Here is a 24,882-nt window from a genome sequence, read left to right as displayed (position 1 = left end):
CGTTGAGGATCCGCCGCCACAGTGCCGGCGCAATGACCAAAGAGGACGATGATGCGTACCCTGATTGGCGCTGTTGCCGCCGCCCTGCTCTATTCCACCGCCGCCTTCGCCGGACAGACCGAAGGCCTGATCAAGAAGATCGACAAGGACGCGCTGACCCTTACGCTGGACGACGGCAAATCCTACAAGCTGAACGCCGAAACCGATCTCGACTCGCTGAAGCCGGGCATGGACATCGTCATCGCTTACGACGTGACCAATGGCGAGAATGTCGTGACCGATATGCAGCTGCCGGACAGCGACACGAACTAGGTTTTTTCTCCCCGAGTGCTTCACCGTTTCATGGAAACAGCGAAACGCGCTAACTCCTTGTTTTGACGCAATTCCCAAGGGAAAGCGCTACGCGCTTTTCCTGAATTTCTCTAAAGCCACTCAAGGCTTCGGCCTTCGAGTTTGAGCACGCGATCCTGCGGAATATCCAGGTTCGCGGCCTCGTCCTCAGCCATGTCGAGCACGAAACGGAACAGGGTGCGCATGACGCCGCCATGCGTCACGCAGACCGTCTTGCGGTCGATCTCGTCGAAGCAGGGTTTCACCCGTTCGAGCAGCATCTGGTAGCTTTCCGCCCCCTCGCCGGGCGGCTGAAAATTCCATTTGTCCAGTGCGCGGGACCGGCTTGCTCCAGGAGACTGCGTCTCGAGCTCGGCGAAGGTAAAGCTCTGCCAGTCGCCGAAGTTGACCTCGATCAGCCTGATATCGGTTCGATAGGCGAGCGGATCGAGCTTCATCGCGGCGCGGATGCGTTCCATCGTTTCGCGCGTCCGCCGCATCGGGCTGGCGACGAAGTCGAATTCCTCGGGGTTGCCGACAAGTTCGGCCAGCCGATGTCCGTTTCCGGACGCCTGCTCGCGCCCAAGGGCGTTGAGATCGGTGTCGGCCTGCCCCTGAAGCCGGAATTCGGCGTTCCACGCGGTCTGGCCGTGGCGCACGATATAAACCAGCGGGTACATCAGGTCTTCCGGAGGTCGGGCCAGGGCCTGGGCGGAGGAAGCGGGGGAGTTATTCCTTGACCGTCGAAATGTCAGGCGCGTCGACCGCCTTCATGCCGACCACGTGATAACCGGAATCGACATGGTGCACTTCGCCGGTGACGCCACGCGACAGGTCGGACAGGAAATAGACGCCGGAATCGCCGACCTCCTCCTGCGTGACCGTCTGCTTCAGCGGCGAATTGTATTCGTTCCACTTCAGTATGTAGCGGAAATCGCCGATGCCCGAGGCGGCCAGCGTCTTGATCGGACCGGCCGAGATGGCGTTGACGCGGATCTTCTTGCCGCCGAGATCGACGGCCAGATAACGCACGCTGGCTTCGAGCGCGGCCTTGGCGACGCCCATGACGTTGTAGTGCGGCATCACCTTCTCGGCGCCGTAGTAGGTCAGCGTGAGCAGTGAACCGCCCTCGGTCATCAGCGCCTCGGCGCGCTTGGCGATGGTGGTGAAGGAAAACACCGAAATGTCCATCGTGCGCAGGAAATTGTCGCGCGTCGTCTCGACATAGCGGCCGGTCAGCTCGTCCTTGTCGGAGAAGGCGATGGCATGGACGAGGAAGTCGAGCTTGCCCCAATGCTTGGCCACATTGGCGAAAACCTCGTCGAGGCTCGCCGGATCCGTGACGTCGCAATGGCCGGCGACAAAGGCGCCCAGTTCCGCCGCCAACGGCTCGACGCGCTTCTTGAACGCCTCGCCCTGATAGGTCAGCGCGATCTCGGCGCCATGGTCGACGCATGCCTTGGCAATGCCGTAGGCAATCGACCTGTTGTTCGCGACGCCAAGAATAAGGCCGCGCTTGCCGGCCATCAGGCCCTGTCCACCCGCCATGTGAGCGCTCTCCGCAAGGTTTGTGCTTTGTGGAGTGCCTATCGCACAGGCACACAGCCCCTTCAAGCGCTCAAACCGGACAGTTCGGGGGACAAGAGCGCTGGATCAGCCTTTTTGGCCACGCAGCAACGCCTCGAGAGCGCTGTCGCCGCCCTCCGGCAGCATGATGCGGACATGGGCGTAGAGATCGCCATGGCCGCCAGCCTTTTCAGGCAGGCCCCTGCCCTTGAGCCGCAGGACCTTGTCCGAGCTCGACCAGGCGGGAACGTTGACAGCCAGCCTGCCGGTCGGCGTCTCGACCGCCACCTTGGCGCCCAGCACCGCATCCGCCAGCGACACCGGCAGATCGGCATGCAGGTCGCGGCCTTCGATGCGGTAGCGCGGATGCCGGCGGATATGGATCTTGACCAGCGCGTCGCCAGGCTGGCCCGGCCCCTGCTCACCCTGCCCCTTCAGCCGGATGGTCTGGCCATCCTCGACAAATGCCGGCAGCTTGACCGCGACCTTGCGGCCATCCGGGAACATTGCCGTCACCTTTTCGGCGGTCGCGGCTTCCTCGATGGTGACGTCGAGCGTGACGTTCAGATCGGCCGCCGTCGCGGGCTGGCGGCGGTCGCCCATGCCGGCACCGCGCGCGCCGGAAAAGGCGTCGCCGAAAATCTGGCTGAAAATATCGCTGTTGCCGTCGAACGGATCGCCGCCCGGGCGCCCCGAACGGAATTCGAATCGCGAGCCGCCGGCGCCTTGCTGGCGGCGAAACCCGGCGAAGGGGTCGCCGCCACCGGCGGCACCCTCAAAACCCTGGAAGCGCGGCTTGCCGTCGGCGTCAATCTCGCCGCGATCGAAAGCGGCACGGTTCTTCTCGTCGCCGACGATCTCATAGGCCTGGTTGGCCGCGGCAAAACGGTCCTTCGCCTTGGGATCATTCGGATTCTGGTCCGGATGATGTTTCTTGGCGAGTTTCCGGTACGCCGATTTTATGTCCTTGGCCGATGCGTTCTTTGCAACGCCCAGGACCTCATACGGGTCGCGCATGCTTCCTGCCCTGGAAATGAGTTGAGTCCATACTTGCCCCCTATATGCGCTCGCATAGGAAGAAATTCCAGTAGCGGATGGCCATATTGAAAGCGGAAAATTGGAGCCCGGCTTAGAGTGCCTTGAAGCCTTGCATGCGCCAGCCGCCGGCACTTGCAAGGCAGAGTTCGCCTTCGAACATGGCAACGCCGTCAAAGCTTTCGCGCGAGGCCTTGAAACGGCGGCAGGTCTGGCCCCTGTCCTTCAATTCCGCCAGTTCGGTGATGGAGCCGCGTGAACCGGTGCCGGCATTGGCCCACGGCACGGCCTGGCCGCCAAGCTGCTCGATGTCGGCGGAGGACACCGCGTTGCCGATCGTCGTCTGGTCGGAGTCGCGATCCGAATCGGCCGGCACTGATGAAGACGATGTGCTGCTGGTCAGGATCGAGCGGTCGACTTCGGCCTTTTCCAGGCTGAAGCCACCCGCGCCGCAGGCGGCAAGCGGCAAGGCCGCCGCCACGATCGCTGCTTTCGCGCTGGCCGAAGCGATAACGCCCCATTGCCTGCTGTCAAAAGCTTGCGCGATACGCGACAATCGGCAACCTCCCTGATTTCGTGACAATTTGAGAAAAACTATGAGTGACACAGAGTTAACAACCGGTGACTTTACCGAAGCGGCCGAGCCGTTTCGCCTCTTTGCCGCATGGCTGGACGACGCCACCAAGAGCGAAATCAACGATGCCAACGGCGTGGCGCTGGCGACCGTCGACGCCGAAGGCATGCCGGATGTGCGGATGGTGCTGCTGAAAGGGTTCGATGAAGGCGGCTTTGTCTTCTACACGAATTTCGAGAGCGCGAAGGGCCAGGAGATTCTTGGCAGCATGAAGGCGGCGATGTGTTTCCACTGGAAATCGCTGCGCCGCCAGGTGCGCATTCGCGGCCCGGTGGAGATCGTCAGCGACGCCGAAGCCGACGCCTATTACGCGACACGGCCGCGCGGCAGCCGCATCGGCGCCTGGGCGTCGAAGCAGTCACGGCCGCTGGAAAGCCGATTCGCACTGGAGAAGGCTGTCGCCGAATACACGGCGCGCTACGCCATCGGCGAGATTCCGCGCCCGAAGCACTGGTCGGGGTTCCGCATCGTGCCGAAGACGATCGAGTTCTGGCACGACCGTCCGTTCCGGCTGCATGACCGGGTGGTCTTTTCCCGCAACGCCAAGGGCGATTGGGACAAGACGCGGCTTTATCCCTGAAAGGGCAAGGCCTCAGCTCTTCTTCCTGGTCATGAACGCGGTGAGCGCGGCGCGCGCCTCATCCGACTTCAGCCGCTCGCGAAAATGTTCGCTCTCCTCGCCGATGCGGGCGACGAGGTCGTCGCGCGAGCCGCGCATGAGGTCGCGCGCGATCTTCAGCGCCTGCGGCGGCTTGGTGGCGATCTGGCCGGCGGCCGCTAGGACCGAGGCTTCCAGCGCACCCTCCTCGACCACATCGTAGATCAGGCCGGCGGCCTTGGCGCGCTCGGCGGAAAGTCCTTCGCCAAGGCCGAGCAGCGCAAAAGCGCCCTGCTGGCCCAGGATGCGCGGCGCCAGCAGACTGGAGCCGGCCTCGGGCACAAGGCCAAGGTCGACGAAAGGCGTCCTGAACACGGTGCGCGGCGTGGCGAAGGTCAGGTCGCAATGCAGGTTGATCGTCGTGCCGATGCCGACCGCGATGCCGTCGACGCCGGAGACGATGGGTTTTTCGACCCTGGCCAGCGCCATCAGGAAATCCCACACTTCCGTGCCGCCGTCGCCGCCGGTGGCGACAACCATGAAATCGGCAAGGTCGTTGCCGGAAGAGAAAGCGCCGGGCACGCCGAGGAAGACATGGACGCGGATCGCCGGATCGGCGTCGCCTTCGGCAAGGGCCGCCGACATCTTCGCATACATGGCACGCGTCAGCGCGTTCTTCTTGTCCGGACGGTTCATGCGGATGATCTGGATGGCGCCCTGGCGCTCGACGAGGATATGGTCTGTCACGGTCTTCTTCCCTGGTGAGCGCTGTGAGAATTCAAGCTGATATCAGCGTCTTGCCGGCGGCAGCGAGGCTCTCCGCACCGTCGATGATGCGTTCCCTCAAGGCGCGTGCCTCACCCAGCAAGTTTTCGGCGAAGAAGCGGCAAAGGGCGATGCGGCCCTGATCGGCAAGCGCGCCCCGCGCCAGACAGGCGCCGCCGGCGGCCAGCGAGATCAGCCTGAGATATGGCGTCGCTCCTGCCAACGCCTCTTCCATCCGGCCGTCGGCCGACAGGTTCTGCAGGAAGCGCGTCGCTTGCGTCAGGTCGCCAAGGGCTGCGTCGAGGGCATCGGCGGTGCGTCCGAAACCCTGCAGGTTTGAGGTCCGCACGGCGTTGGCGACCGCGGCCAGTTCGCCGATAAAGCCATGCACATGCTCACCGCCGCCGAGCGGCAGCTTGCGGGTGACCAGATCGATCGCCTGGATGCCGTTGGTGCCCTCGTAGATCGGCGCGATGCGCGCGTCGCGGTAGAAGGCCGCAGCGCCCGTCTCCTCGATGAAGCCCATGCCGCCATGCACCTGCACGCCGAGCGAAGCCACTTCGACGCCGACATCGGTCGAAAACGCCTTGGCGAGCGGCGTCAAAAGATTGGCGCGGTCGCGCCAATGCGCTGCCTGACCACCGTCCGACACGCGCGCCATATCGATGGCGTGGGCACAGGAATAGCTGATCGCCCGCGCGATCTGCGTCAGCGCCTTCATGGTCAGGAGATTGCGCTGCACGTCGGGGTGATGGACGATCGGAGCCATGCCGGCGCCGGTATAATCCGCCGCCTTGCCCTGGCGGCGCTCATTGGCATAGGCGATCGCCTTCTGGGTGGCGGCTTCCGCGACCGCGACGCCCTGCATGCCGACGGCCAGGCGGGCATTGTTCATCATGGTGAACATGCAGGCGAGGCCCTTGTTCTCCTCGCCGATCAGCCAGCCGACGGCGCCGGGCCTGGCGCCCTGGAACCCGTCGCCATAGATCATGGTGCAGGTCGGCGAGGCATGGATGCCGAGCTTGTGCTCGAGGCCGGAACAGAAGACATCGTTGCGCGCACCGAGCGAGCCATCCTCGTCGACGAAAAATTTCGGCACAAGGAACAGCGAGATGCCGCGCGTGCCGGCAGGCGCATCCGGCAGCCGCGCCAGCACCAGATGGATGATGTTGTCGGTGAAATCGTGCTCGCCGTAAGTGATGAAGATCTTCTGGCCGAAGATACGGTAGGTGCCGTCGCCGGCCGGCTCGGCGCGGGCGCGCAAGGCAGCAAGATCGGAACCGGCCTGCGGCTCGGTCAGGTTCATCGTGCCCATCCATTCGCCGGAGACGAGCTTGGCGAGATATTTCGCCTTGAGGTCTTCCGAGGCGTACTTGTCGAGTGCTTCGACCGCGCCCATGGTCAGCGTCGGGCCGATGCCGAAGGCCATGGCGGCCGAGTTCCACATTTCGAGCGCGGCGACGCCCAGCATGGTCGGCAGAGCCTGGCCGCCATATTCTTCGGGCCCCGACAGCGCGTTCCAACCGCCATCGATCCAGCGCCGATAAAGCTCCTTCCAGCCGGGCGGCGTCGTGACGGCGGCGTCCTTCAGCACGGCACCGTGTTCGTCGCCGATTTTATAAAGCGGTGCCACCTCCTCGGTGGCAAAACGGCCGGCTTCGCCAAGGACGGCATCGACCAGGTCCTCGCCGAGATCGCCGAACGTGCCAGCATCGAGGGCTGACTTCATGCCCGCCACATGTTTGAGCGTGAACGCGATATCCTCGACCGGTGCCCGATACATGCCGCTTTCCTCCTCACCTTCCGCCTGCCGCCCCTATGGGCTGACGAACCCGCAAAACCATCCGCCTTTAGGCGGCCTCCCCGCTTCTTTTTACGTAAACGTCAAACTTTGTCACGTGGATTTTGCAATCGCGCCGGCCTGTATTAGATTCGATAGACGCCGCATCAAGTCGACCGGCGACAGTCAAGAACCAGCCGACCGGAACCAGCCCATGCTCGCCAGACCCGACGCCGATCGCTGCATCGAATGCGGTTTGCCCTACCGCGCGACGGGGTTCTGGCATCATGGCGGCCAGTTGGAACACGGTGCGGCCTACTGGTCGGATCGCGGCATATTGTGCTCGCCGCAATGTTCGCTCGCCCACCACCGCAAGCGCGCTGCCGAAGGCACGCTGCAGCAGGACCCCGCGCCCGATCCGTTTGAATTTCGGCCGTTCAGCCGGCGCTAGCCAGATAATCGACACTCGAGCAACTTCCGTTGCTGGCGACAGAAAATGACCGTTCTGTCGTCTGACGTTCAGAAGGCGATCTTTAGGCCCAGCTTGCCACTGACGGTTGAACTGTCCTGGGACCCCTTGCCCCGAATCTCACTGCTGAGGGTGGTCGATTGGGACATTTTCAGATTGAAGCCTGCCGACACCGCCGCCGAGAAGTCGGCATCTTCGAAGCTACTCTCGATACCGGATACGCTCGCGGTGTTTGAATAGCCGAAGCGCTGTTGCAGTTCAGCCCGTGCATAAGGACTTATCACCATGCCGTTTTCGAGTTGATAATCGGCATAAACTCCAGGCTCGAACTTGATTGCGCCAAATGACAAGCGGCTTTTTCCGTACGAAACGCCAGAGCTGTCCGTGTATTCGTCGCCGGTGAAACTGACACCGAGCAATCCTCCACGCAGATCAAAGCGCACCCGATCGCTCAAATTGAAGATGTGGCCGATCGACCCCGTCACGGCATAGCCCTTCGTGTCATACGTGCCCGAGCCGAGGCCGCTGCTTTCGACATTGGTGTTGCCGAGGAACGCCGATGCCGCCACAAGCACATAGCTGGTGCCGCGACGATAAAGCCCATAACCGCCGAACATGCCGCTTCTGTTGGTGGCTTCACCATTAGGAGGGAAAAAGCCGAGCGCACTGGCGTCTACTTTGGCCGATGCGTAGCCGCCGAACAAACCCAGGTTTAGCCCGTACTCATTGTCGAAACCGAAATGCTTTGCGGCGTTGAAGTCCACGCTGACCGCGGAGGAGAATTCATCAACGTCAAAGTCCGGTCCGGTGATCACCGTCGGACCCTGTGAAATCGTGAAGCCGTCGTGCTCCGTGTGAGCCAACTGGCCCGAAGCGAAGACCCCGAACGGCGTCGACAGAGCTTGCGGAGGGCCGCTCACAAGGCCGACATCTGACGCGATTGCATCATCGACAACACCCAGAAGCGCATCCAGGGAAGTGTCGACAATCGCGCCATTGGCGATGCCGTTAAGATAACATTGCCCTGACAGAGTAGTTCCCTCACCGACGAAGATGCAGGCAACCGCCTTCGAAGGTACAAGAATAAACATGGCAACGATCGAGAGCGCAATCGCGTTTACCGATTCATAATACCACTTCTTTTCTGCCATTGGTCTTTTCCCCTCTTTATTACAATAAATACAATAATAATCAGGGATGCAATTCGCCGGCGATATTCAAGATATCCGCCCGACTTCAGCGTGCGCGCTCGACATACTGCGACTGCATTATAACAGGTTATGCCCCGGGAATATACGGCCTTGAGCGTCGGAACCGGCTCTGCATGACGGCGCGGCTGCGGTACTTGACAAGCGAGCCTTTTGAAGCGCGTTCAAGACGATGGTTCGCGCCGGCCACTCGGCGATCGAACGCGGGTCGCGAGACCCTCGCCCTTTCTTTGAGGCGGTTGGTGGTGTAAAATTCAGTGGTCTTCGGAGATGCGGGGTTCGTGCGTCCGAGGGGTGGCGCATCGGTCGGACGGAAACCTCGACGGCGCGAACATTGTCGCAGCTGAGAAGAGCGCGTGACATGACCTATAGTTTCTTCCGGCGCTTCGCTGCGGTTCTTCTGGTCGCGTTTTTCGGCTCGATCAGCGCCCAAGCCGCAGTCGAGGGAGTGCTTGCGTCAAAGCCAAGCAAACGGCTTGCCATCGTCATTGGCAATTCGCATTACCAAAGCGCCCGCCTTCAATATTTGACCAATGCGGTAAACGACGCCACGCAACTGTCCGAGAGTCTGAAGAGGCTGAATTTCGACGTGCTGACGGGGCTCGACCTTTCGTCGAACGGGTTCGCCAAGCTCTTTGACAGCGCTGACCGCAAAGTCGCGGCCGCCAGCGCCGTGGTGATATTCTACGCCGGTCACGGCGTTCAGGTGCAAGGAGAGAACTATCTCCTACCCGTCGATACACCGGATCCCGAAACCCTGGAAAAACTGACCGCCGGCGCAGTCAAGATAAACGACGTCATCGCAAGATTTTCCAACCGGGAAAGGCAGACGTTCATTTTCCTTGACGCTTGCCGGAACAACCCGGTGAGCAAAGGCGCCAGCGTCATGGATGGCCTTGCCCAAGTCGAAGTGGGCGAAAACACGTTTGTTGCCTTCGCTACCCAGCCGGGCAACATCACGGCCGATGGCTCGGGTGACAACAGTCCCTTCACCACGGCCCTGTTGAGGAACGTCGAGATTCCCGGGCTCAGCATCTCCGACATGATGATCCGCGTTCGCAACGAGACCGAGGCACTGACCGCAGGTCGTCAGGTTCCATGGGACCAGTCGAACCTTCGTGAGCAGTTTTATTTCACTGAGCAGCAAGTGCTCGACCCGGCTCAGTTGAGCGCCAGCCTGTCTCGCATTCTGTCGGACCCTGCCGCCAAGAAGAAACTGCAGGTCGAGCTTGCGTCCAACGACCTACAGACCGCCGTGCTCATCGTAGGACAAACATTGCGATCGGCCGAGATTTCAGCGCCACCTGGCGCTTCACCGGGACCGGCAGGTACGCAGCTTGCCAGCCTTGAAGGGGCCCGGCAAAGCGTGGTTTCCGGTCTTGAGACATTGATCGTCGGCGAGTCGGCAGCTGAGCCGGGTCCTGCGAAGGCGACCGATCTCGCACGCAGCATTCAGACGGAATTGCGCCGCTTGGGCTGCTATCGCATGACGGTCGATGGAGATTGGGGCAAGCGCTCGGTCCAAGCTCTCAACGACTACTACAAGAATACCAAGCGGAGCTTGTCGGCGACCGAGCCAACGGTTGAACTTCTGAGCGATCTCTTCTTGCACTCCGGCCGTGTCTGCAAGGATCCGGTCATCGTGAAGGTCAATCCGGCAAAGGTCGTGTCGGATGCCGCTTCGCCGCGCAAAAAGGGAGCGGCAGTCCGAAAACCTTCAACGTCCCAGCGTTCGCCGTCGTCGCGTCCCGCTGCCGCCCCTCCAGACATCAGTGGCGGAATTGGGATTGGCGGTGTGTTCTAACCTGGCACTGGGTGTCCCAGCGTCGAGAAGCATTCCTTAACCATAGCGGTTCACCATCGGTGTTTGATCAACGGGGACCCCCTGTTTGAAAACGCCGGCGCATCTTCTTCGCCGCTCAGCGATCGCTCTCGCGGCGATGATGGCGCTGATATCGGCGGCAAAGGCTTCGGATTTCTCCGAGCCGTGGAAGAGTGCCGATCGCGCTTTGGTGATCGACGCCTACGAATACAATTCCATCGACTGGGCGCAGTTGGCCACCGACAAGCGCATAGCCGCCTTCATCAACAAGGCCTCCGACGGCATGCCGCCGCCCTATTTCTGTTTCGGCAGCGACACCGACGTGAAGCTCTGCAAGGCGCTGTGGAAGCGCCATGCGGTGACGCGCGAACTGTTCCAGACGCGTCGCGTCGTGGCCAAGGCGCTTGGGCTGAAATGGGGCGCCTATCATCTTGCCCGCCCCGGCAATCCGGTCGAGCAGGCCAATAATTTCCTCGATTTCGCCGACCCCGCGCCGGACGATCTCATGGCGCTCGACATCGAGGGCATCGATCCGTCGCAATGGATGTCGCTCGACGACGCCGAGGAGTTCGTGCGCCAGGTGCACCGGCGCATCGGCCGCTTCCCGGTGCTCTACACCAACGGCAAGACCGCGCAGTATATCGCCGACAATCGCTACAAATACCGGCTCCTGTCGCGGCTGCCGCTTTGGTACGCACGCTACAAGCCCGACATCGACGTGCATTTCCCGATGGGCAACTGGCAGGGCTACGCGCTCTGGCAATTCTCGGCGCAGGCCAATTGCGGCCGCTTCCGTTGCCCCTACAGGGTTGCCGGCACGCCTAACAATATCGACGTCAACGTCGTGCCGGCGGACGCCGCCACACTGCGCCAGCAATGGCCCTTTGGCGGGCTGATCGACGTGCCATCCGACTACCTTGCCAGCGTGCCGGTGCCGCTGTCGCGCGAGGCAGCGCTCGCCGGCAAGACCACCCTCATCTATGCCGATGTCGCAACGCCGCCGACCTTCGAGGAAATGGTCGCGGTGCTCGGTTCGCGCTGGTCGAAATTCCGCGACGGCTTCCGCATGCCTGTGGTGAAGACGGTGCCGCGCAGGCCGGGCTTCGGCATCGTGCAATATGTCGCCTGGAAGCGGACCGGGCAGCGTTCGCCCGAGCAGCTCGATGCCGCCTTTGCCGTGGCCGACCCGGTCAGCACCGCCTCGACCGAAATCGATCGCGGCCAGCCGTAAGCCGACGCTCCGAAATCTCAGCTCGCCTTCTCGCGCGCCACGGCCTGCCAGCCGATGTCGCGGCGGCAGAAGCCGTCCGGCCAATCGATCCGGTCGAGCGCGGCATAGGCCCGCGCCTGCGCCTCGCCGACCGTGGCGCCGGTCGCGGTGACATTGAGGACGCGGCCGCCATTGGCGACCAGCGCGCCGCCATTGATGGCGGTGCCCGCGTGGAAGATCTGGACACCTTCGCCAGCCGCGTCCTCGACTCCGCGAATGACCGAGCCTTTTTCCGGTGTGCCGGGATAGCCCCGCGCCGCCATCACCACGGTGAGTGCCGCCTCATCGCGCCAGCGTATGGACGTGTGTGCCAGCTGACCGTCGACGGCGGCATTGAGCAGTACCAGCAGGTCGTCCTTCAGCCGCATCATCAGCACCTGGCATTCGGGATCGCCGAAACGGGTGTTGTATTCGATCAGCTTCGGGCCCTTGTCTGATATCATCAGCCCGGCGAAGAGAATGCCGGCGAAGGGCGCGCCAAGCTCGGCCATGCCGCGCATGGTCGGCTCGATGATTTCGCGCATGGTGCGCTCGACCGTTTCCGGTGTCATCACCGGGGCCGGCGAATAGGCGCCCATGCCGCCGGTGTTGGGGCCGGTGTCGCCGTCGCCGACACGCTTATGGTCCTGGGCCGTGCCGAAAGGCAGCGCGGTCGTCCCGTCGCAAAGGCAGAAAAAACTCGCCTCCTCGCCGGTCATGAATTCCTCGATCACCACCTCCGCCCCAGCCGCGCCGAAGGAACCCTCGAAACAGGCATCGAGGGCCGCCCGCGCCTCCTCCAGCGTCATGGCGACAGTGACACCCTTCCCGGCGGCGAGCCCATCGGCCTTGATGACGATCGGCGCGCCCGTCTTTTCGACATAGGCTTTGGCGGAGGCCACATCGCCGAAACGGCCATAGGCGGCTGTCGGAATGTTGTATCGGGCGCAGAGATCCTTGGTGAAACCCTTCGAGCCTTCCAGCCGCGCGGCGGCCTTCGAGGGCCCGAAGACGCGGATGTTTTCGGCGCGCAGATCATCTGCAATACCGGCGACGAGCGGCCCCTCCGGACCGACCACAACGAGGTCTATTTTTTTCTCGTGACAGAAAGCGGCCACGGCGGCGTGATCCGTAACGTCCAGCTTCACCAGTTCGGCTTCAGCGCCGATGCCCGGATTGCCGGGAGCCGCGTAGAGCTTGGTCAGCAGGGGAGATGCGGCAATCTTCCAGGCAAGCGCATGTTCGCGGCCGCCGGAGCCCAGAAGAAGAACGTTCATGGCCACCTCTTGATGCTAACCTTGGAGAGCACCCGCTATTGCTCTCCGGGCGACGGGTCAAGGCATCAGGGTGTTTTGATCGAAATTGCGCACGGGAACGTTATCCCCGGCCGAATATGGGCGCCGAATTCCGGCGCCCATATTCTGGCCCGCTTCAACCCGGGAAAACCACCGGGAACCAGTCCTCGCGCAATTTCTGGCCCGGCCGCATGCCATGGCCATGATAGGGCGGCGAGGTGCGGCCCGGCCGCTCGACATAATGGGCATCGTCGCCGACCCAGCGCAGTGACAGCGCCCGGCGCCGTGCCGCGGTCAGATTGCCGCGCGCGCCATGAGCGGTGCGGAAGTCGAACAGGATGGCGTCGCCCGGCTCCATCTCCCATTCGAGCACCTTCATCGACGGGTCCTTGTCGGGGTCCGGCACCGGCAGATAGTCGCCCTCACCGGCATAGAAATTGCTGTCGTCGAGCCAGCGCACCGGCAGGATCATCTTGTCCCATTTGTGCGAGCCGGCGATCAGGCGCAGCGTCGCTTCCTTCACCGGGTCGATGGGGATCCAGAAGCTGACCGTCTGCTGGCCATCGACGAAATAATAGGGGATGTCCTGATGCCAGGGCGTCGGCTTCTGCGTGCCGGGTTCCTTGACCAGAACGTGATCGTGGAAGAACTGCGCCGTGCGCGACTGCATCACCGCCGCCGCCAGTTCGGCGGCCGGCGATTTCCGCACCACCTCGACGAATTCAGGAATGCGCTCCCAGTTGCAGTAGTCGTCGAAGAAACTGCCGCGGCCATTGGCGATGTCGGACGCGGTGGCACTGCGGTTTTGCATGTTGCGCTCGATGCCGTCGGCAATCGTATCGACCCAGCCCTTGAAAGCGCCGCGGATACAGACCGCGCCGTCACGCTGGTAGTCGGCAATCGTCTCCGCATCGATGAGGCCGGTGTCGATGGCGCGGGCGGCAGTCTGGGGAGCCATGGGTGTCCTCCTTTCAGGATCAAGCCGACTATCGCAACCCACGCTCATTCAGTAAAATAATAACTTCTCATCTGACACATAGAACAAGACTATGAGCCTGAGCCTTACTCAATTGCGTTATCTGGTTGCGGTCGCTCGCCATGGCAGCGTCACCGGCGCGGCCAGGGCGCAGAACATCTCCCAGCCCTCGATTTCGGTGGCGATAGACGCGATCGAAAAGGATTTTGGCCAGAAACTGTTCGTTCGCCAGCGCGGCAGCGGCGTTTCGCTGACCTCCTTCGGCCGCGTCGTCGTGGCCAAGGCCAAACAGGTTCTTGCCGAGACGGATGAACTCATGAGCCTGGGCTCGGGCAATTCAGCCGTCGGCGGCGAGCTGGTGCTTGGATGTTTCGAGGATCTGGCGCCCTATTTCGCGCCGGGTCTCATCCGCGCCTTTTCCGAACGCCACCCAAGCGTTGCAGTGATCGTTCGCGACGAGACGTTCGAGACGCTCGGGCGGCGTCTGACGGATGCCGCCATCGATCTCGGCCTCAGCTATGATCTCGGTCTGCCCTCGCATTTCGCCCGCATCCTGCTGCACGAGCTGCGGCCGCATGCATTGCTGCCGGCAGGCCATGCGCTGGCCGACCACACCGAGGTCAGCCTGGCGGATCTGGCCGCCTATCCGCTGATCACGACGGACCAGCCGCAGAGCTGGCAGCACATGCTCGACCTGTTCCGCGGCCGTGGCCTCTCGCCGGTGGCCGACAGGGCGACAAGTTCGTTCGAACTCCAGCGCAGCATGGTGGCGAACGGCTTTGGTGTCGCCGTCAGCTACACCCGCCCGCAAGGCGACCGCAGCTATGATGGACTGCCCTTGATCTGCAAGCCGCTGTCGGATCCACTGCCGATGCAGCGCATCATCCTCACCTATGACACGCATCAGCGCGTGTCGAATGCGGCACTGGCATTCGTCGAGACGGCGAAAGCCAGGTTCTCCACACGCGACATCTTCGCCTCCTGACGGGTTGACGGTCGCTCCTCGTCCGCTTGCCGCTTGACGGTTTCCGCGGCTGCTGCCACTCCATGGACATGGAACCTGTCCAGTCGAAGGCGGCCCAGGGCCGCGTTGCCGATGCCCCGAACGGCCATTGGGTCTATCGTGTGCTGCCGCGTTCGATTTGGCCCTACGCGCAGCTCGCGCGATGGGACAGGCCGATCGGCTGGCAATTGCTTTTGTGGCCCTGCTGGTGGTCGGCGGCGCTCGCCGCGAGCGCCTATCCCCGCCCCGGCGACCCGCTGCTTTCATTGCTGCCGGCGCCCTTGTATCTCGTGCTGTTCCTGGCCGGCGCCATCGCCATGCGCGGCGCAGGCTGCACCTATAACGACATCGTCGACGAGAACATCGACAACCAGGTCGAGCGCACCCGCTCGCGTCCGCTGCCGTCGGGCCAGACCACGCGCCGGCGGGCCTGGCTGTTTCTTGTCCTGCAGGCCCTGGTCGGCCTTGCCGTGCTGCTGCAGTTCAACAGCTTCGCCATCCTGCTCGGCATCTGCTCGCTGGTGATCGTCGCCATCTATCCATTCATGAAGCGGATAACCAACTGGCCGCAACTGTTTCTCGGCCTTGCCTTTTCCTGGGGCGCGCTGATGGGATGGGCGGTCGAGTTCGGCGATCTCGATGGCCCCGCCATCATGCTCTATGTCGGCTCGATCCTGTGGGTCATCGGCTACGACACCATCTACGCGCATCAGGACAAGGAAGACGACGCCATTGTCGGCGTGCGCTCGACGGCGCGGCTGTTCGGCGACAACACCAAGGCGTGGCTGGCCGGGCTTTATGGCGGCACGCTGATCTGCTTCGCCATCGCCTTCGCCTCGGCGCAGGCGCCGGTGGTAGCGCTCGCCGGATTGATCGCCGCCGGCGCCCATATGGCGCGGCAAATCGCGGTTCTGGATATCAACGATGCGGACCAATGCCTGCGGCTGTTCCGGTCGAACAACCAGGTCGGCTGGCTGATCTTCCTCGGCCTGATCGGCGGCGCATTGTGGGTGGCGCTGAAGCCGCTGGTGTAGCGGCTTCAGGCAACTCCTGCGATCGGGGTTATTCAGTCGCGCGAAATGATCTCCTGGCCGTCGATGACCAGCCTGAGACCGAGGTTGCCGGCCCTGCGGCGGGCAAGGAAGCGCGGGCGGCGCGTGTTGGAAACGCGGCCCTTGCGGCGATCCTGCGGCGGCAGCGTCTTGATGGCGGCGCCGAGCGATTCTTCCAGGGTGCGGGCGACGCCATCCGATTCTATCAACAGCATCGGCAGGCGGTAGGCATCGGCCCAGGCGCGCCAGTCGGCGGCGACATCGTCGAGATCATCGGCCACCAGCAGTGGCACCGACAGCATCGGATCATTGTGCAGGAGTTCCAGGGTCACCGTGACACTGCCTTCCGGATCCTCCATAGCGCGGGCGGCGACCCCGCGGAACGCATTGGCCGGCAGGGCGATGATCGCCGGCACGCCGCTCATTTCGAGCATGCGGCGGATCACGGCGCCACGATGGTCGATGGTGAACGTCACGTCGCCATAGTCGTCGCGGGTGGCGTAGCTGACCATCTGGGGCAGTCGGAATGGGTCGAGGCGCATGTTGCGTCCCGCCCAGACTGGCTTCAGTCCGGTGTTCATAGAGTGCCTTCCTGTCTGTCTCCTGAGAGCCGGTGTCCGGTTCTCTCCGGGCCAGTTTTCCCGGCCTCGTTATGGGGAAACAGTAGCGCGGGCTCCTTACCGCCGCGCTTAAGAAAGTCGGTTAAATTTTGCTGATCTCAGGGATGGTTATCGGAATGCCACCGACCACAAGATGTTGAAAGGATCAGATAACCTTACCAGGATTCATGATGCCGGCCGGATCGAAGGCGGCTTTTACCCGGCGCATCAGATCGATGGCCATCGGCGGGGCCGTGGCGATCAGTTCGTCGCGCTTCAACTGGCCGATGCCATGCTCGGCCGAGATCGAACCGTGGAAGGAGCGCACGACATCGTGCACGGCCTTGTTCATGGGATGGTAAAGGGCGAGAAACGCCTCATCGTCGCCATCGACGGGCCGCGAGATGTTATAATGAAGATTGCCGTCACCCATATGGCCGAAGCAGACCACGCGGGCGCCGGCACTGACTGACGCCACCGCGCCTGCGGCCTCTTCGATGAAGCGCGGGATCGAGGCGATCGGCACCGAAATGTCGTGCTTGATCGACGCGCCCTCCGGCTTCTGGCACTCGGGCAGCGTCTCGCGGAAATTCCAGAAAGCGTCGCCCTGGGCAAGGCTTGCCGCGACCACGGCATCGCCGACGATGCCTTGCTCGAGACCATCCGCCAGCACCTCCTCGATCAGCGCCCGGCCGTCGTCTTCCGAGCGGCCGGAGGAAACCTGCATCAAGACATACCAGGGCCAGTCGTCGGCCAGCGGCCGCACGACACCTTGGCCATGCCTGAGCGTGAAATCGTAGGGTCTCTGGCCGATCAATTCGAAGGCCGTGAGCGAAGCACCGGCCCGGTCCATCGCCATGCTGAACAGCGACAGTGCCGCTTCGGCAGACGACAGGCCGACGAATGCGACCTCACGCCCCTTCGGCTTCGGAAACAGTTTCAGGACGGCGGCGGTGATGACGCCGAGCGTACCTTCGGCTCCGACGAACAAGTCCTTCAAATCGTAGCCGGTGTTGTCCTTTTTCAATTTGCGCAGATCGTCGAAGACCTCGCCTGTCGGCAGCACCACTTCGACGCCGAGACAGAGTTCGCGTGCATTGCCGTAGGCCAGCACACCGGTGCCGCCGGCGTTGGAAGAAAGATTGCCGCCGATCTGGCAGGAGCCTTGCGCGGCGAGCGACAGCGGAAACAGCCGGTCGGCGGCGTCGGCCGCCTCCTGCAGCGTCTGCAGGATGACGCCGGCCTCCGCCGTCACCGTGTTGGACAGAACGTCGATCTCGCGGATGCGGTTCAGCCGCGACAGCGAGAGGATGATCTCGCGGCCGGATTTGTCCGGCACCTGGGCGCCCACCAGCCCGGTGTTGCCGCTTTGCGGCACGATCGGTGTCCCGGTCTCCGTCGCCAGCCGCATGATGCGGCTGACCTCGTCGACGCTGCCCGGCCGCAGCACCAGCGACGTCGCGCCATGCCAGAGACCGCGTCGCTCGACGAGGTAAGGCGCGATGTCCTGCTCGTCGCGCAGCGCGTATTTGTCGCCGACGATCGCCGCGAAACGGTCGATGACAGCGGGGTCGAGTGTCTTTGCGGTTTCGGTCATGCGGGAAAACTATGTTGTGGGCTGTGCGTTGTCACGTGGGGCGGCCGCACGCGAGAGCCGGTCGTTGATGGCCTCGCCGAGCCCATCGAAAGGAATCGTCTCCACCGCGATGGTGCGCGCGCCGCTGCGATCGAGTTCCTGCATATAGGCGAAGAGATTGCTCGCCGCTTCGCGCAGGTCACCCGATACAGACAGGTTGAGGAACGCGGCAGCATTGCGCCAGCCTTCGGCCCGCTGACCGCCGAAGCCCAGCAGCGCCTCATCCTTGCCAACCGTTCCGGCGTTGAGCCGCATGGCAGCACCCGGCGCATAGTGCGAGGCAAGCATGCCCGGCGCCTCGACGCCGGCTCCTCCGCCGCGCAACAGTTCCATGCTGATGGCTGCCTCGATCTCCGCGGCGGCGATACCGCCTGGCCGGAGCAGGCGCACTCCTGCTCCCTCGGCCTTGACGATGGTCGATTCCAGCCCGACCGGCGTCGCGCCGCCATCGACCACCAGCTTGATACGGGCGCCGAGATCGGCCGCCACCGCTTGCGCGGTCGTTGCACTGATCCTGCCGGAGGAATTGGCGCTGGGCGCGGCAAGCGGCCGGCCGAGCTTTGCGATGAGGTCGCCGCCAAAACCCCTCGGCATGCGCAAGGCGATGGTGTCGAGCCCCGCCGTGACCAGTGGATGGATGCCGTTGCCAGGTCGCTGCGGCAGCACCAACGTCAGCGGACCCGGCCAGAACGCCTGTGCGAGTTTCTTCGACAGCGGATCGAACACGGCGATGCGCTCGGCCATGGCCATGTCGGCGACATGGGCGATCAGCGGATTGAAGCGCGGCCGCCCCTTGGCTTCGAAGATGCGCGCCACGCCGATGCCGTTGGTGGCGTCGCCGGCGAGCCCGTAGACGGTTTCCGTCGGGATGGCGACGACATCGCCGGCCTGAAGCAAAGTCAGCGCCCGCTCCAACGCCTCGCCGACGGCAAGTATCTCAGCCACTCTCGTCACCTCGCAGATGCCGGCTGCGTAGTACGATGACGGCTGTTGGGCAAGAGAGGGCCTTGGCGATTTATCAATCCCTAAAATGCTATGCTTCCGAGAAAGCCGGCATCAATTCCGGCCTGCTATTGAGCAGCTTCTGGGCAAGGGGAGCTATATCGGTGTCTGTGCGCGTATTGCTGGGAATAGCCCTGGCCACGATGGCCAGCGGAGTTCAGGCCTCGTCGCTGGTCTTTCCCGGCGCGCCGGCCGCGACGCCGTCCATCCTGACCCTGAAGGCGGCCGATATCAAGGCAAGCGATGTGGTGTCCGTCGTCGCGCTCGGCGAGCCCGACGTCACCTATGAGAAGGTGGCGGCGATCCCCAACGCGCCCGAGGCACGGCACGGCTTCATGCCACGCCCGATGATCATTCGCGGCGGCATCGTCGGCGGCGATTTCTCGACACCGGCGCAAGCCAAGGCGCCCGCCGCGACCACCGCCGCTGCTCCTGCTCCGGCTCCGGCCCAGGCGACCGCCTCGGCGGCTCCGGCGTCAGGCACGCAGAAGAAGCCGGCCGCACCGCCAGCCGCGTCTAAGCCCGTTCCCGGGGTCGGCAAGGTCAAGTAGCGGCCACGAATTGCTGGACTGGCCAGCTCGTTGACAGCTGGACGGCGCCCTGCGCACCATTGCAGCGCGAGTTCGTGCCGGCATATCTTGCCGCTCGAAGCCGCCGCCTGAATTTGGTCAAGTGGCGCCGACAGACGAGTTCGTCGTTTCAAAGGGGGTTGATCATGAGACTATCCAAGACCGTTACCGTGGCCGGGCTTCTGATGGCATCGCTGCTGGGCGCCGGTACAGCGCATGCCGATGACATGCTGGGATCCTATGTCGCGCGCATTTCCGATCGGGATCATCAGGCGAGCGACGGCTATGCGCTGGACAGCGCCGCACAGATGGTGCGGCAGGACCGCGCCAACTGGCACAAATTCCATCGCCGCGACAGCGACGACGAGGGTGATGCCTGGTTCAGGACCAACGACCAGCGCGCCGACCTGCAGCGCATGCTGGAGCGCCCCGGCGCGATGAGTTCGTCGACCAAGCGCGCCATCGTCAATGGCGAGCCGCTGATCCAGGTCGACGTCTACGAAAACAGCGTGCGCGTCAGCATCCTGGAGAACTGACAAGCATCCGGGAAGACGGATAAGAAAAGGGGCGACGCCGATGCGCCGCCGCTTTTCTCGACAGAGCCGGATAGAAATCTCAGGCCGCTTCTTCCTTGTCGTCGTCGTCCTCTTCGGACTCGCCGTCTTCGGATTCTTCTTCGGCGTCATCGACTTCCGCCTTCACGGCGTCATCAGCGTCGTCTTCATCTTCGTCTTCGTCGTCATCGCCTGAGAGCGTGGCGGCTTCAGCGCCGTCTTCGTCGTCGCCTTCTTCTTCGTCGCCGTCCTCGTCATCAGAGTGATCGGCGGCTTCGACCGCCGAGGCCGCGGCATGATCGAGGGCGGTTTCGGAAGCGGATTCAAGCGCCTCGGCGGCGGCCGAGGTTTCTTCAGTCACTTCGATGTCGTGATCGGAATTCATGGAAGCCTCCGTTGGGTTGGGGAACATGTCCCTTTTGCCACGCAGAGATCATCGTCATATGACTGTAAGCCGGCTCGATGGGCCGGCTTACAGATATTTTTCTCAGGCGCTCAGCCCGCGATTTTCGCGAAATCCGCGACCTGACTGGTGGCTGCACGGATGCGGTTGAGAAGCGCCAGGCGGTTGGCTCGCACCGCCAGATCTTCATCATTCACGAGAACACCTTCAAAGAATGAATCAACGGGTTCGCGCAACGCGCTAAGCGCCAGCATGGCGGCGGAAAAGTCTTCGTTTTGAATCGCTTCGCCGGCTTGCTTCTCGGCCTGATTCACCGCCGCAAACAGCGATTTCTCGGCATTCTCCTTGAACAGAGCCGGCTCAACGGTCTCGGCGACAGCTGTTTTCTTCTTCTCCTCGGCGGCCAGGATGTTGGCCGCACGCTTGGTGCCGGCGAGCAGGTTCTTGCCGTCCTCGGTGTCGAGGAAGGAGCCGAGTGCCTCCACGCGACGGACGATCTGCAAGAGGTCGTCGGACTGCGGGGTGATCACTGCGTCGATGAGATCGTGGCGGGCGCCTTGGTCACGGAGGTAGACCTTGAGGCGGTCGTGGAAGAAGGCGAGGAGGTCTCGTATCTGGTCCGCGCCACTGCCCTCGTAACGCGCGCCGGCGCTCGCGAAGATGGAAGACAGCCGCAGTTGAATTCGGTCTTCAACCAAGATTCTCACTACACCCAGCGCTGCACGACGCAGCGCATACGGATCCTTCGACCCCGTCGGCTTTTCATCGATGGCCCAGAAGCCGACCAGCGTGTCGAGCTTGTCCGCCAACGCCACTGCGACCGACACAGGATCGCTCGGCACGTAGTCGGACGGGCCTTGCGGCTTGTAATGTTCCTCGATGGCTGCTGCCACGGACGGGTGTTCGCCCTGCAGCAGCGCATATTTGCGGCCCATGGCGCCCTGCAATTCCGGGAACTCGCCGACCACCTCGGTCTGCAGGTCGGCCTTGGCCAGAACCGCTGCGCGAGCCGCGAGCGCCGGGTCAGCACCGACGGTCGGCGCCAGTTCTTCGGCGAGCCGCCTGATCCGCTCCACCCGCTCGCCTTGCGTGCCGAGCTTGGCATGGAAGGTCACGCCGAGATGGTCGAGGCGAGCCATGCGCTGGTCGAGCGGCTTCTTCAGATCGAGCCCAAACTTTTTCGCGGAGGCATCGAGCTGTCCAAGGTCAGGCAGATCGCCCTGGTCCGTCGTCCAGAAATAAAGCGCATCGGAGAGGCGCGCGCGCACCACCTTGCCATTGCCGTGCGCGATCTCCTTGCCGCCGTCTCTCGCCTCGATGTTGGCGGTGAGGATGAAGCGGTTGGAGAGCGCCTCGCCTTCACCTTGCGGACGCGTGACAAAGCACTTCTGGTTGGCGCGGATGGTCAGCCGGATCACTTCGGCCGGAATGGCCAGGAAATCCTGCTCGAACTCGCCCATCAGCACGACAGGCCATTCGACGAGACCGGACACTTCCTCCAACAACCCTTCGTCCTCGACCAGGTCGAGCCCGTTGGCGAAAGCGAGGTTGCGGGCGTCGGCAAGGATGATCTCCTTGCGCCGGTCGGCGTCGAGCACGACCTTGGCCGCTTCCAGCTTGCTCACATAATCGTCGAAGCGGCGCACGGTGATTTCGCCGGGCGCCAGGAAGCGGTGACCAAAGGTGGCGTTGCCCGAGTGGATGCCGTCGATCTCGAAGTCGACCACAACAGGCTCCTCGGTCTCCGGGCCGAAGGTGCACAGGATCGACTGCAGCGGCCGCACCCAGCGCAGCGAGCCCGGCTTGGCCGAGGCCGGCCCCCAGCGCATCGATTTCGGCCAGGGAAAATTGCGGATGATGCCTGGCACCAGTTCGGCAATGATCTCTTCGGTCGCCCTGCCCGGCTTCGAAATGTGGGCGACATAGAAATCGCCCTTCTTCGGGTCGGAATGGACATGCGCCTCGGCGACCGAAGACAGCCCGGCCTTGCGTAGGAACCCCTGGACCGCCTGCTCGGGCGCCGTCGTCGACGGTCCCTTGATTTCTTCACGGATGTCCTTCGAGCGCGCCGTCAGGCCCCTGATGTCGAGGGTCAGACGCCGCGGCGTCCAGTACTCACGCGCCGCCTCATAGGTCAGACCCGCCTCGACCAGACCGTCGGTCAGCATCTTCCTCAGGTCACCCGCCGCCTTGCGCTGCATGCGCGCGGGGATTTCCTCGGAGCGAAGTTCTAGAAGCAGGTCAGGCATGTGGAGGCTCGCGCAGCAATGGTGAGCGCGGCATAGCAACTCGGCTGGCCGCTGTCACCCTTTCCAGAAATTTTGGCCGCCCTGTCGGGACGCGGCGACCCAGTCCGTCCTTGGATCAAAGATTTCCATGAACCGAACGCAGCGCTGAAGCGACCCACGCTCAGGCAGGAAACTATTGGCTGAACGACCATGAAAACGGCATCCAGACTTCTGCAGATCCTCGCACTCAGCGCCTGCTTCACCGCGCAGGTCCACGGCGCCTTTTCGATGCCAGGTGTGAGGCAGGCATTGCGGACCATCGACGGTGCCAGCACTCAGAACGCGCCATCGGTCGGTACCGTCGCGATGTTCCTGAAAGCCGTTGGCTAAGCAGCCAATCCACCCGCCTGTGTCTTCAAAAACGCCTCGCCGCAGGCCTTCGCCAGATTGCGCACCCGCAAGATGTAGCTCTGCCGCTCGGTGACCGAGATCACGCCGCGCGCATCGAGCAGGTTGAAGACATGGCTGGCCTTGATGCACTGATCGTAGGCCGGAAAGACCATCTTGTGCATGGGCAGATTGTCGTTCGAAGCCGGCGCGCCGGCCTCGAGCAGCGCCTTGCACTCAGCCTCGGCGTCTTCGAAATGCCTGAGCAGCATCGCCGTGTTGGCGTATTCGAAATTGTGGCGCGAATATTCCTGCTCGGCCTGCAGGAAGACGTCGCCATAAGTCACCTTGTCGGCGCCCTCGCGGCCATTGAAGTTGAGGTCGTAGACATTGTCGACGCCCTGCACATACATGGCCAGCCGCTCCAGCCCATAGGTCAGCTCGCCCGCCACCGGCGCGCATTCGATGCCGCAGACCTGCTGGAAATAGGTGAACTGCGAGACTTCCATGCCGTCGCACCAGCATTCCCAGCCCAGCCCCCAGGCGCCGAGCGTCGGGCTTTCCCAGTCGTCCTCGACAAAGCGGATGTCATGCAGCAGCGGATCGACGCCGATCGCCGCCAACGAGCCGAGGTAGAGCTCCTGCAGGTTCGGCGGGTTCGGCTTCAGGATCACCTGGTACTGGTAATAATGTTGCAGCCGGTTCGGGTTCTCGCCATAGCGGCCATCCTTGGGACGGCGTGAGGGCTGGACATAGGCGGCGTTCCAGCGCTTCGGCCCGAGCGCGCGCAGCGTCGTTGCCGGGTGAAACGTGCCGGCGCCGACCTCCATGTCGTAGGGCTGGAGGATGACGCAACCATAGGCCGCCCAGTAATTGTGCAAGGTCAGGATCAGCCCCTGGAACGAGCGGCTGGGGTGCATATGGGCAGGGATTTCAATCGTCACGGGTGGCCTCGACATCAAAGGCTAGAGCCTGTCCTCGAGCATGATCTTTCCGAAAACCGGTATCCATTTTTCGGGATCATGCTCTTGCCGGCCCGTCCTAGAGACACGGCAGCGAAGCGTCAAGCAAGGCGCACCGGATGCCGGCCGCCATGAGTGCCGCGCTGTGTTGAAGACTTTGCCGGGGACTGGCCCATTGCCGGGCTCGGAAGCCTGCGGTCTGTTCGCCCCCTACGGCCCACATCAACGGCGACAGGTCCTGCCATGCCCAGCTCCATCATCGTACGCCCGGTCACGCGACAGGATTACGAGCAATGGCTGCCGCTGTGGGACGGCTACAACGCATTTTATGGCCGCTCCGGCGAGACGGCGCTGGCAAGCGAGATCACGGCGATGACATGGTCGCGCTTCTTCGACGCCTATGAGCCGGTGCATGCGCTGGTGGCCGAAAGCGGCGGAAACCTCCTCGGCCTCGTGCACTATCTCTTTCACCGCAGCACGACGGCGATCTCACCGAACTGCTATTTGCAGGATCTTTTCACCGCGCAGGCTTCGCGTGGCAAAGGCTTCGGCCGGGCGCTCATCGAAGGCGTCTATCAGCGCGCCCAGGCCGCCGGCTCCGGACGGGTGTATTGGCTGACGCATGAAACCAACCAGACCGCGATGAAGCTCTACGACAAGGTCGGCGAACGCTCCGGGTTCGTCGTCTACCGGAAGCTGTTTTGAGGGCTGCGCGCCTCCAAACGAAAACGGGGCTCCCAAAGAAGCCCCGTTCGCATTC

26 protein-coding genes are annotated in these 24,882 nt (G+C 63.2%); 11 read left to right on the top strand and 15 right to left on the bottom strand.

Features of this window, described 5'->3' with window-relative positions; all coding sequences use genetic code 11:
• Positions 1-51: 51 nt before the first annotated feature.
• Positions 52-312, top strand: a complete 261-nt coding sequence (locus tag QQK95_RS07330) for a DUF1344 domain-containing protein (protein WP_095771047.1) — start codon at positions 52-54, stop codon at positions 310-312.
• 110 nt (positions 313-422) lie between these two features.
• On the opposite strand, the gene QQK95_RS07325 is transcribed toward QQK95_RS07330, so the two are convergent.
• From QQK95_RS07325 to QQK95_RS07310, 4 genes are all read right to left on the bottom strand, one after another.
• Complete coding sequence (locus QQK95_RS07325) at positions 423-1,010, bottom strand: histidine phosphatase family protein (protein WP_284270451.1); 588 nt, start codon at positions 1,008-1,010, stop codon at positions 423-425.
• Positions 1,011-1,059: 49 nt separating this feature from the next.
• Entirely contained in the window at positions 1,060-1,878 is an 819-nt protein-coding gene (gene fabI / locus QQK95_RS07320) for an enoyl-ACP reductase FabI (RefSeq protein WP_019856962.1), read from the bottom strand.
• A gap of 105 nt (positions 1,879-1,983) precedes the next feature.
• Positions 1,984-2,913: a J domain-containing protein gene (locus QQK95_RS07315; protein ID WP_284270449.1), complete on the bottom strand. Its 930-nt coding sequence runs from the start codon at positions 2,911-2,913 to the stop codon at positions 1,984-1,986.
• 112 nt (positions 2,914-3,025) lie between these two features.
• The gene (locus QQK95_RS07310) at positions 3,026-3,487 is read right to left on the bottom strand and encodes an RT0821/Lpp0805 family surface protein (protein WP_284270447.1); all 462 of its coding nucleotides are present in this window, start codon (positions 3,485-3,487) and stop codon (positions 3,026-3,028) included.
• Positions 3,488-3,527: 40 nt separating this feature from the next.
• Between QQK95_RS07310 and pdxH the strand changes: the two genes are divergently transcribed.
• The gene (pdxH, locus tag QQK95_RS07305) at positions 3,528-4,145 is read left to right on the top strand and encodes a pyridoxamine 5'-phosphate oxidase (protein WP_284270445.1); all 618 of its coding nucleotides are present in this window, start codon (positions 3,528-3,530) and stop codon (positions 4,143-4,145) included.
• Positions 4,146-4,157: 12 nt separating this feature from the next.
• Here pdxH and QQK95_RS07300 read toward each other — a convergent pair whose 3' ends face one another.
• Positions 4,158-4,910, bottom strand: a complete 753-nt coding sequence (locus QQK95_RS07300) for a crotonase/enoyl-CoA hydratase family protein (RefSeq protein ID WP_284270443.1) — start codon at positions 4,908-4,910, stop codon at positions 4,158-4,160.
• Positions 4,911-4,941: 31 nt separating this feature from the next.
• The gene (locus QQK95_RS07295) at positions 4,942-6,711 is read right to left on the bottom strand and encodes an acyl-CoA dehydrogenase family protein (protein WP_284270441.1); all 1,770 of its coding nucleotides are present in this window, start codon (positions 6,709-6,711) and stop codon (positions 4,942-4,944) included.
• Between the two features lie 211 nt (positions 6,712-6,922).
• Here QQK95_RS07295 and QQK95_RS07290 point away from each other — a divergent pair, with 211 nt between their 5' ends.
• Positions 6,923-7,159 (top strand): hypothetical protein, encoded by a 237-nt coding sequence (locus QQK95_RS07290; RefSeq protein ID WP_284270439.1) that lies wholly within the window; start codon positions 6,923-6,925, stop codon positions 7,157-7,159.
• Positions 7,160-7,227: 68 nt separating this feature from the next.
• On the opposite strand, the gene QQK95_RS07285 is transcribed toward QQK95_RS07290, so the two are convergent.
• Positions 7,228-8,328, bottom strand: coding sequence for an autotransporter domain-containing protein (locus tag QQK95_RS07285; RefSeq protein WP_284270437.1), 1,101 nt, complete (start codon positions 8,326-8,328; stop codon positions 7,228-7,230).
• A 418-nt stretch (positions 8,329-8,746) separates the two neighbouring features.
• Here QQK95_RS07285 and QQK95_RS07280 point away from each other — a divergent pair, with 418 nt between their 5' ends.
• Both QQK95_RS07280 and QQK95_RS07275 read left to right on the top strand, forming a co-directional pair.
• Positions 8,747-10,189 (top strand): caspase family protein, encoded by a 1,443-nt coding sequence (locus QQK95_RS07280; RefSeq protein WP_284270435.1) that lies wholly within the window; start codon positions 8,747-8,749, stop codon positions 10,187-10,189.
• A gap of 136 nt (positions 10,190-10,325) precedes the next feature.
• Positions 10,326-11,438: a glycoside hydrolase family 25 protein gene (locus QQK95_RS07275; protein ID WP_284270569.1), complete on the top strand. Its 1,113-nt coding sequence runs from the start codon at positions 10,326-10,328 to the stop codon at positions 11,436-11,438.
• A 17-nt stretch (positions 11,439-11,455) separates the two neighbouring features.
• On the opposite strand, the gene purD is transcribed toward QQK95_RS07275, so the two are convergent.
• Together purD and QQK95_RS07265 are read right to left on the bottom strand one after the other, a co-directional pair.
• Complete coding sequence (purD, locus tag QQK95_RS07270; protein ID WP_284270433.1) at positions 11,456-12,733, bottom strand: phosphoribosylamine--glycine ligase; 1,278 nt, start codon at positions 12,731-12,733, stop codon at positions 11,456-11,458.
• 154 nt (positions 12,734-12,887) lie between these two features.
• Positions 12,888-13,709 (bottom strand): phytanoyl-CoA dioxygenase family protein, encoded by an 822-nt coding sequence (locus QQK95_RS07265; RefSeq protein ID WP_284270431.1) that lies wholly within the window; start codon positions 13,707-13,709, stop codon positions 12,888-12,890.
• A 91-nt stretch (positions 13,710-13,800) separates the two neighbouring features.
• Between QQK95_RS07265 and QQK95_RS07260 the strand changes: the two genes are divergently transcribed.
• A complete protein-coding gene (locus tag QQK95_RS07260) occupies positions 13,801-14,712 on the top strand; it encodes a LysR family transcriptional regulator (RefSeq protein ID WP_284270429.1) in 912 nt (303 codons plus the stop codon).
• A gap of 68 nt (positions 14,713-14,780) precedes the next feature.
• Positions 14,781-15,764 (top strand): 4-hydroxybenzoate octaprenyltransferase, encoded by a 984-nt coding sequence (gene ubiA / locus QQK95_RS07255; protein ID WP_284270567.1) that lies wholly within the window; start codon positions 14,781-14,783, stop codon positions 15,762-15,764.
• Positions 15,765-15,796: 32 nt separating this feature from the next.
• Here ubiA and QQK95_RS07250 read toward each other — a convergent pair whose 3' ends face one another.
• From QQK95_RS07250 to QQK95_RS07240, 3 genes are all read right to left on the bottom strand, one after another.
• Positions 15,797-16,363 (bottom strand): DUF6101 family protein, encoded by a 567-nt coding sequence (locus QQK95_RS07250; RefSeq protein WP_284270427.1) that lies wholly within the window; start codon positions 16,361-16,363, stop codon positions 15,797-15,799.
• Positions 16,364-16,547: 184 nt separating this feature from the next.
• A complete protein-coding gene (locus QQK95_RS07245) occupies positions 16,548-17,978 on the bottom strand; it encodes an FAD-binding oxidoreductase (RefSeq protein WP_284270425.1) in 1,431 nt (476 codons plus the stop codon).
• A 9-nt stretch (positions 17,979-17,987) separates the two neighbouring features.
• Positions 17,988-18,962 (bottom strand): L-threonylcarbamoyladenylate synthase, encoded by a 975-nt coding sequence (locus QQK95_RS07240; RefSeq protein WP_284270423.1) that lies wholly within the window; start codon positions 18,960-18,962, stop codon positions 17,988-17,990.
• A 161-nt stretch (positions 18,963-19,123) separates the two neighbouring features.
• Between QQK95_RS07240 and QQK95_RS07235 the strand changes: the two genes are divergently transcribed.
• Complete coding sequence (locus QQK95_RS07235) at positions 19,124-19,570, top strand: hypothetical protein (RefSeq protein WP_284270421.1); 447 nt, start codon at positions 19,124-19,126, stop codon at positions 19,568-19,570.
• Positions 19,571-19,734: 164 nt separating this feature from the next.
• Positions 19,735-20,124: a hypothetical protein gene (locus QQK95_RS07230; RefSeq protein WP_284270419.1), complete on the top strand. Its 390-nt coding sequence runs from the start codon at positions 19,735-19,737 to the stop codon at positions 20,122-20,124.
• A 79-nt stretch (positions 20,125-20,203) separates the two neighbouring features.
• Here QQK95_RS07230 and QQK95_RS07225 read toward each other — a convergent pair whose 3' ends face one another.
• Both QQK95_RS07225 and glyS read right to left on the bottom strand, forming a co-directional pair.
• Positions 20,204-20,527, bottom strand: a complete 324-nt coding sequence (locus tag QQK95_RS07225; protein ID WP_284270417.1) for an ATPase — start codon at positions 20,525-20,527, stop codon at positions 20,204-20,206.
• A gap of 110 nt (positions 20,528-20,637) precedes the next feature.
• The gene (gene glyS / locus QQK95_RS07220; protein ID WP_284270415.1) at positions 20,638-22,794 is read right to left on the bottom strand and encodes a glycine--tRNA ligase subunit beta; all 2,157 of its coding nucleotides are present in this window, start codon (positions 22,792-22,794) and stop codon (positions 20,638-20,640) included.
• Between the two features lie 189 nt (positions 22,795-22,983).
• Between glyS and QQK95_RS07215 the strand changes: the two genes are divergently transcribed.
• Positions 22,984-23,163, top strand: a complete 180-nt coding sequence (locus tag QQK95_RS07215; protein WP_284270413.1) for a hypothetical protein — start codon at positions 22,984-22,986, stop codon at positions 23,161-23,163.
• On the opposite strand, the gene QQK95_RS07210 is transcribed toward QQK95_RS07215, so the two are convergent.
• Complete coding sequence (locus QQK95_RS07210; RefSeq protein ID WP_038645360.1) at positions 23,160-24,104, bottom strand: glycine--tRNA ligase subunit alpha; 945 nt, start codon at positions 24,102-24,104, stop codon at positions 23,160-23,162. The genes QQK95_RS07215 and QQK95_RS07210 overlap by 4 nt on opposite strands.
• A 261-nt stretch (positions 24,105-24,365) precedes the next feature.
• On the opposite strand from QQK95_RS07210, the gene QQK95_RS07205 reads away from it, so the two are divergent.
• Positions 24,366-24,827: a GNAT family N-acetyltransferase gene (locus QQK95_RS07205; RefSeq protein ID WP_284270410.1), complete on the top strand. Its 462-nt coding sequence runs from the start codon at positions 24,366-24,368 to the stop codon at positions 24,825-24,827.
• Positions 24,828-24,882: the final 55 nt, after the last annotated feature.

Origin of the sequence: Mesorhizobium huakuii (assembly GCF_030160235.1) — a bacterium.
In the GTDB taxonomy this organism is placed as follows: Bacteria; Pseudomonadota; Alphaproteobacteria; order Rhizobiales; family Rhizobiaceae; genus Mesorhizobium; species Mesorhizobium huakuii.
Note: the sequence above shows the minus strand (reverse complement) of the source record. Positions and strands in the feature narration are given on the sequence as shown.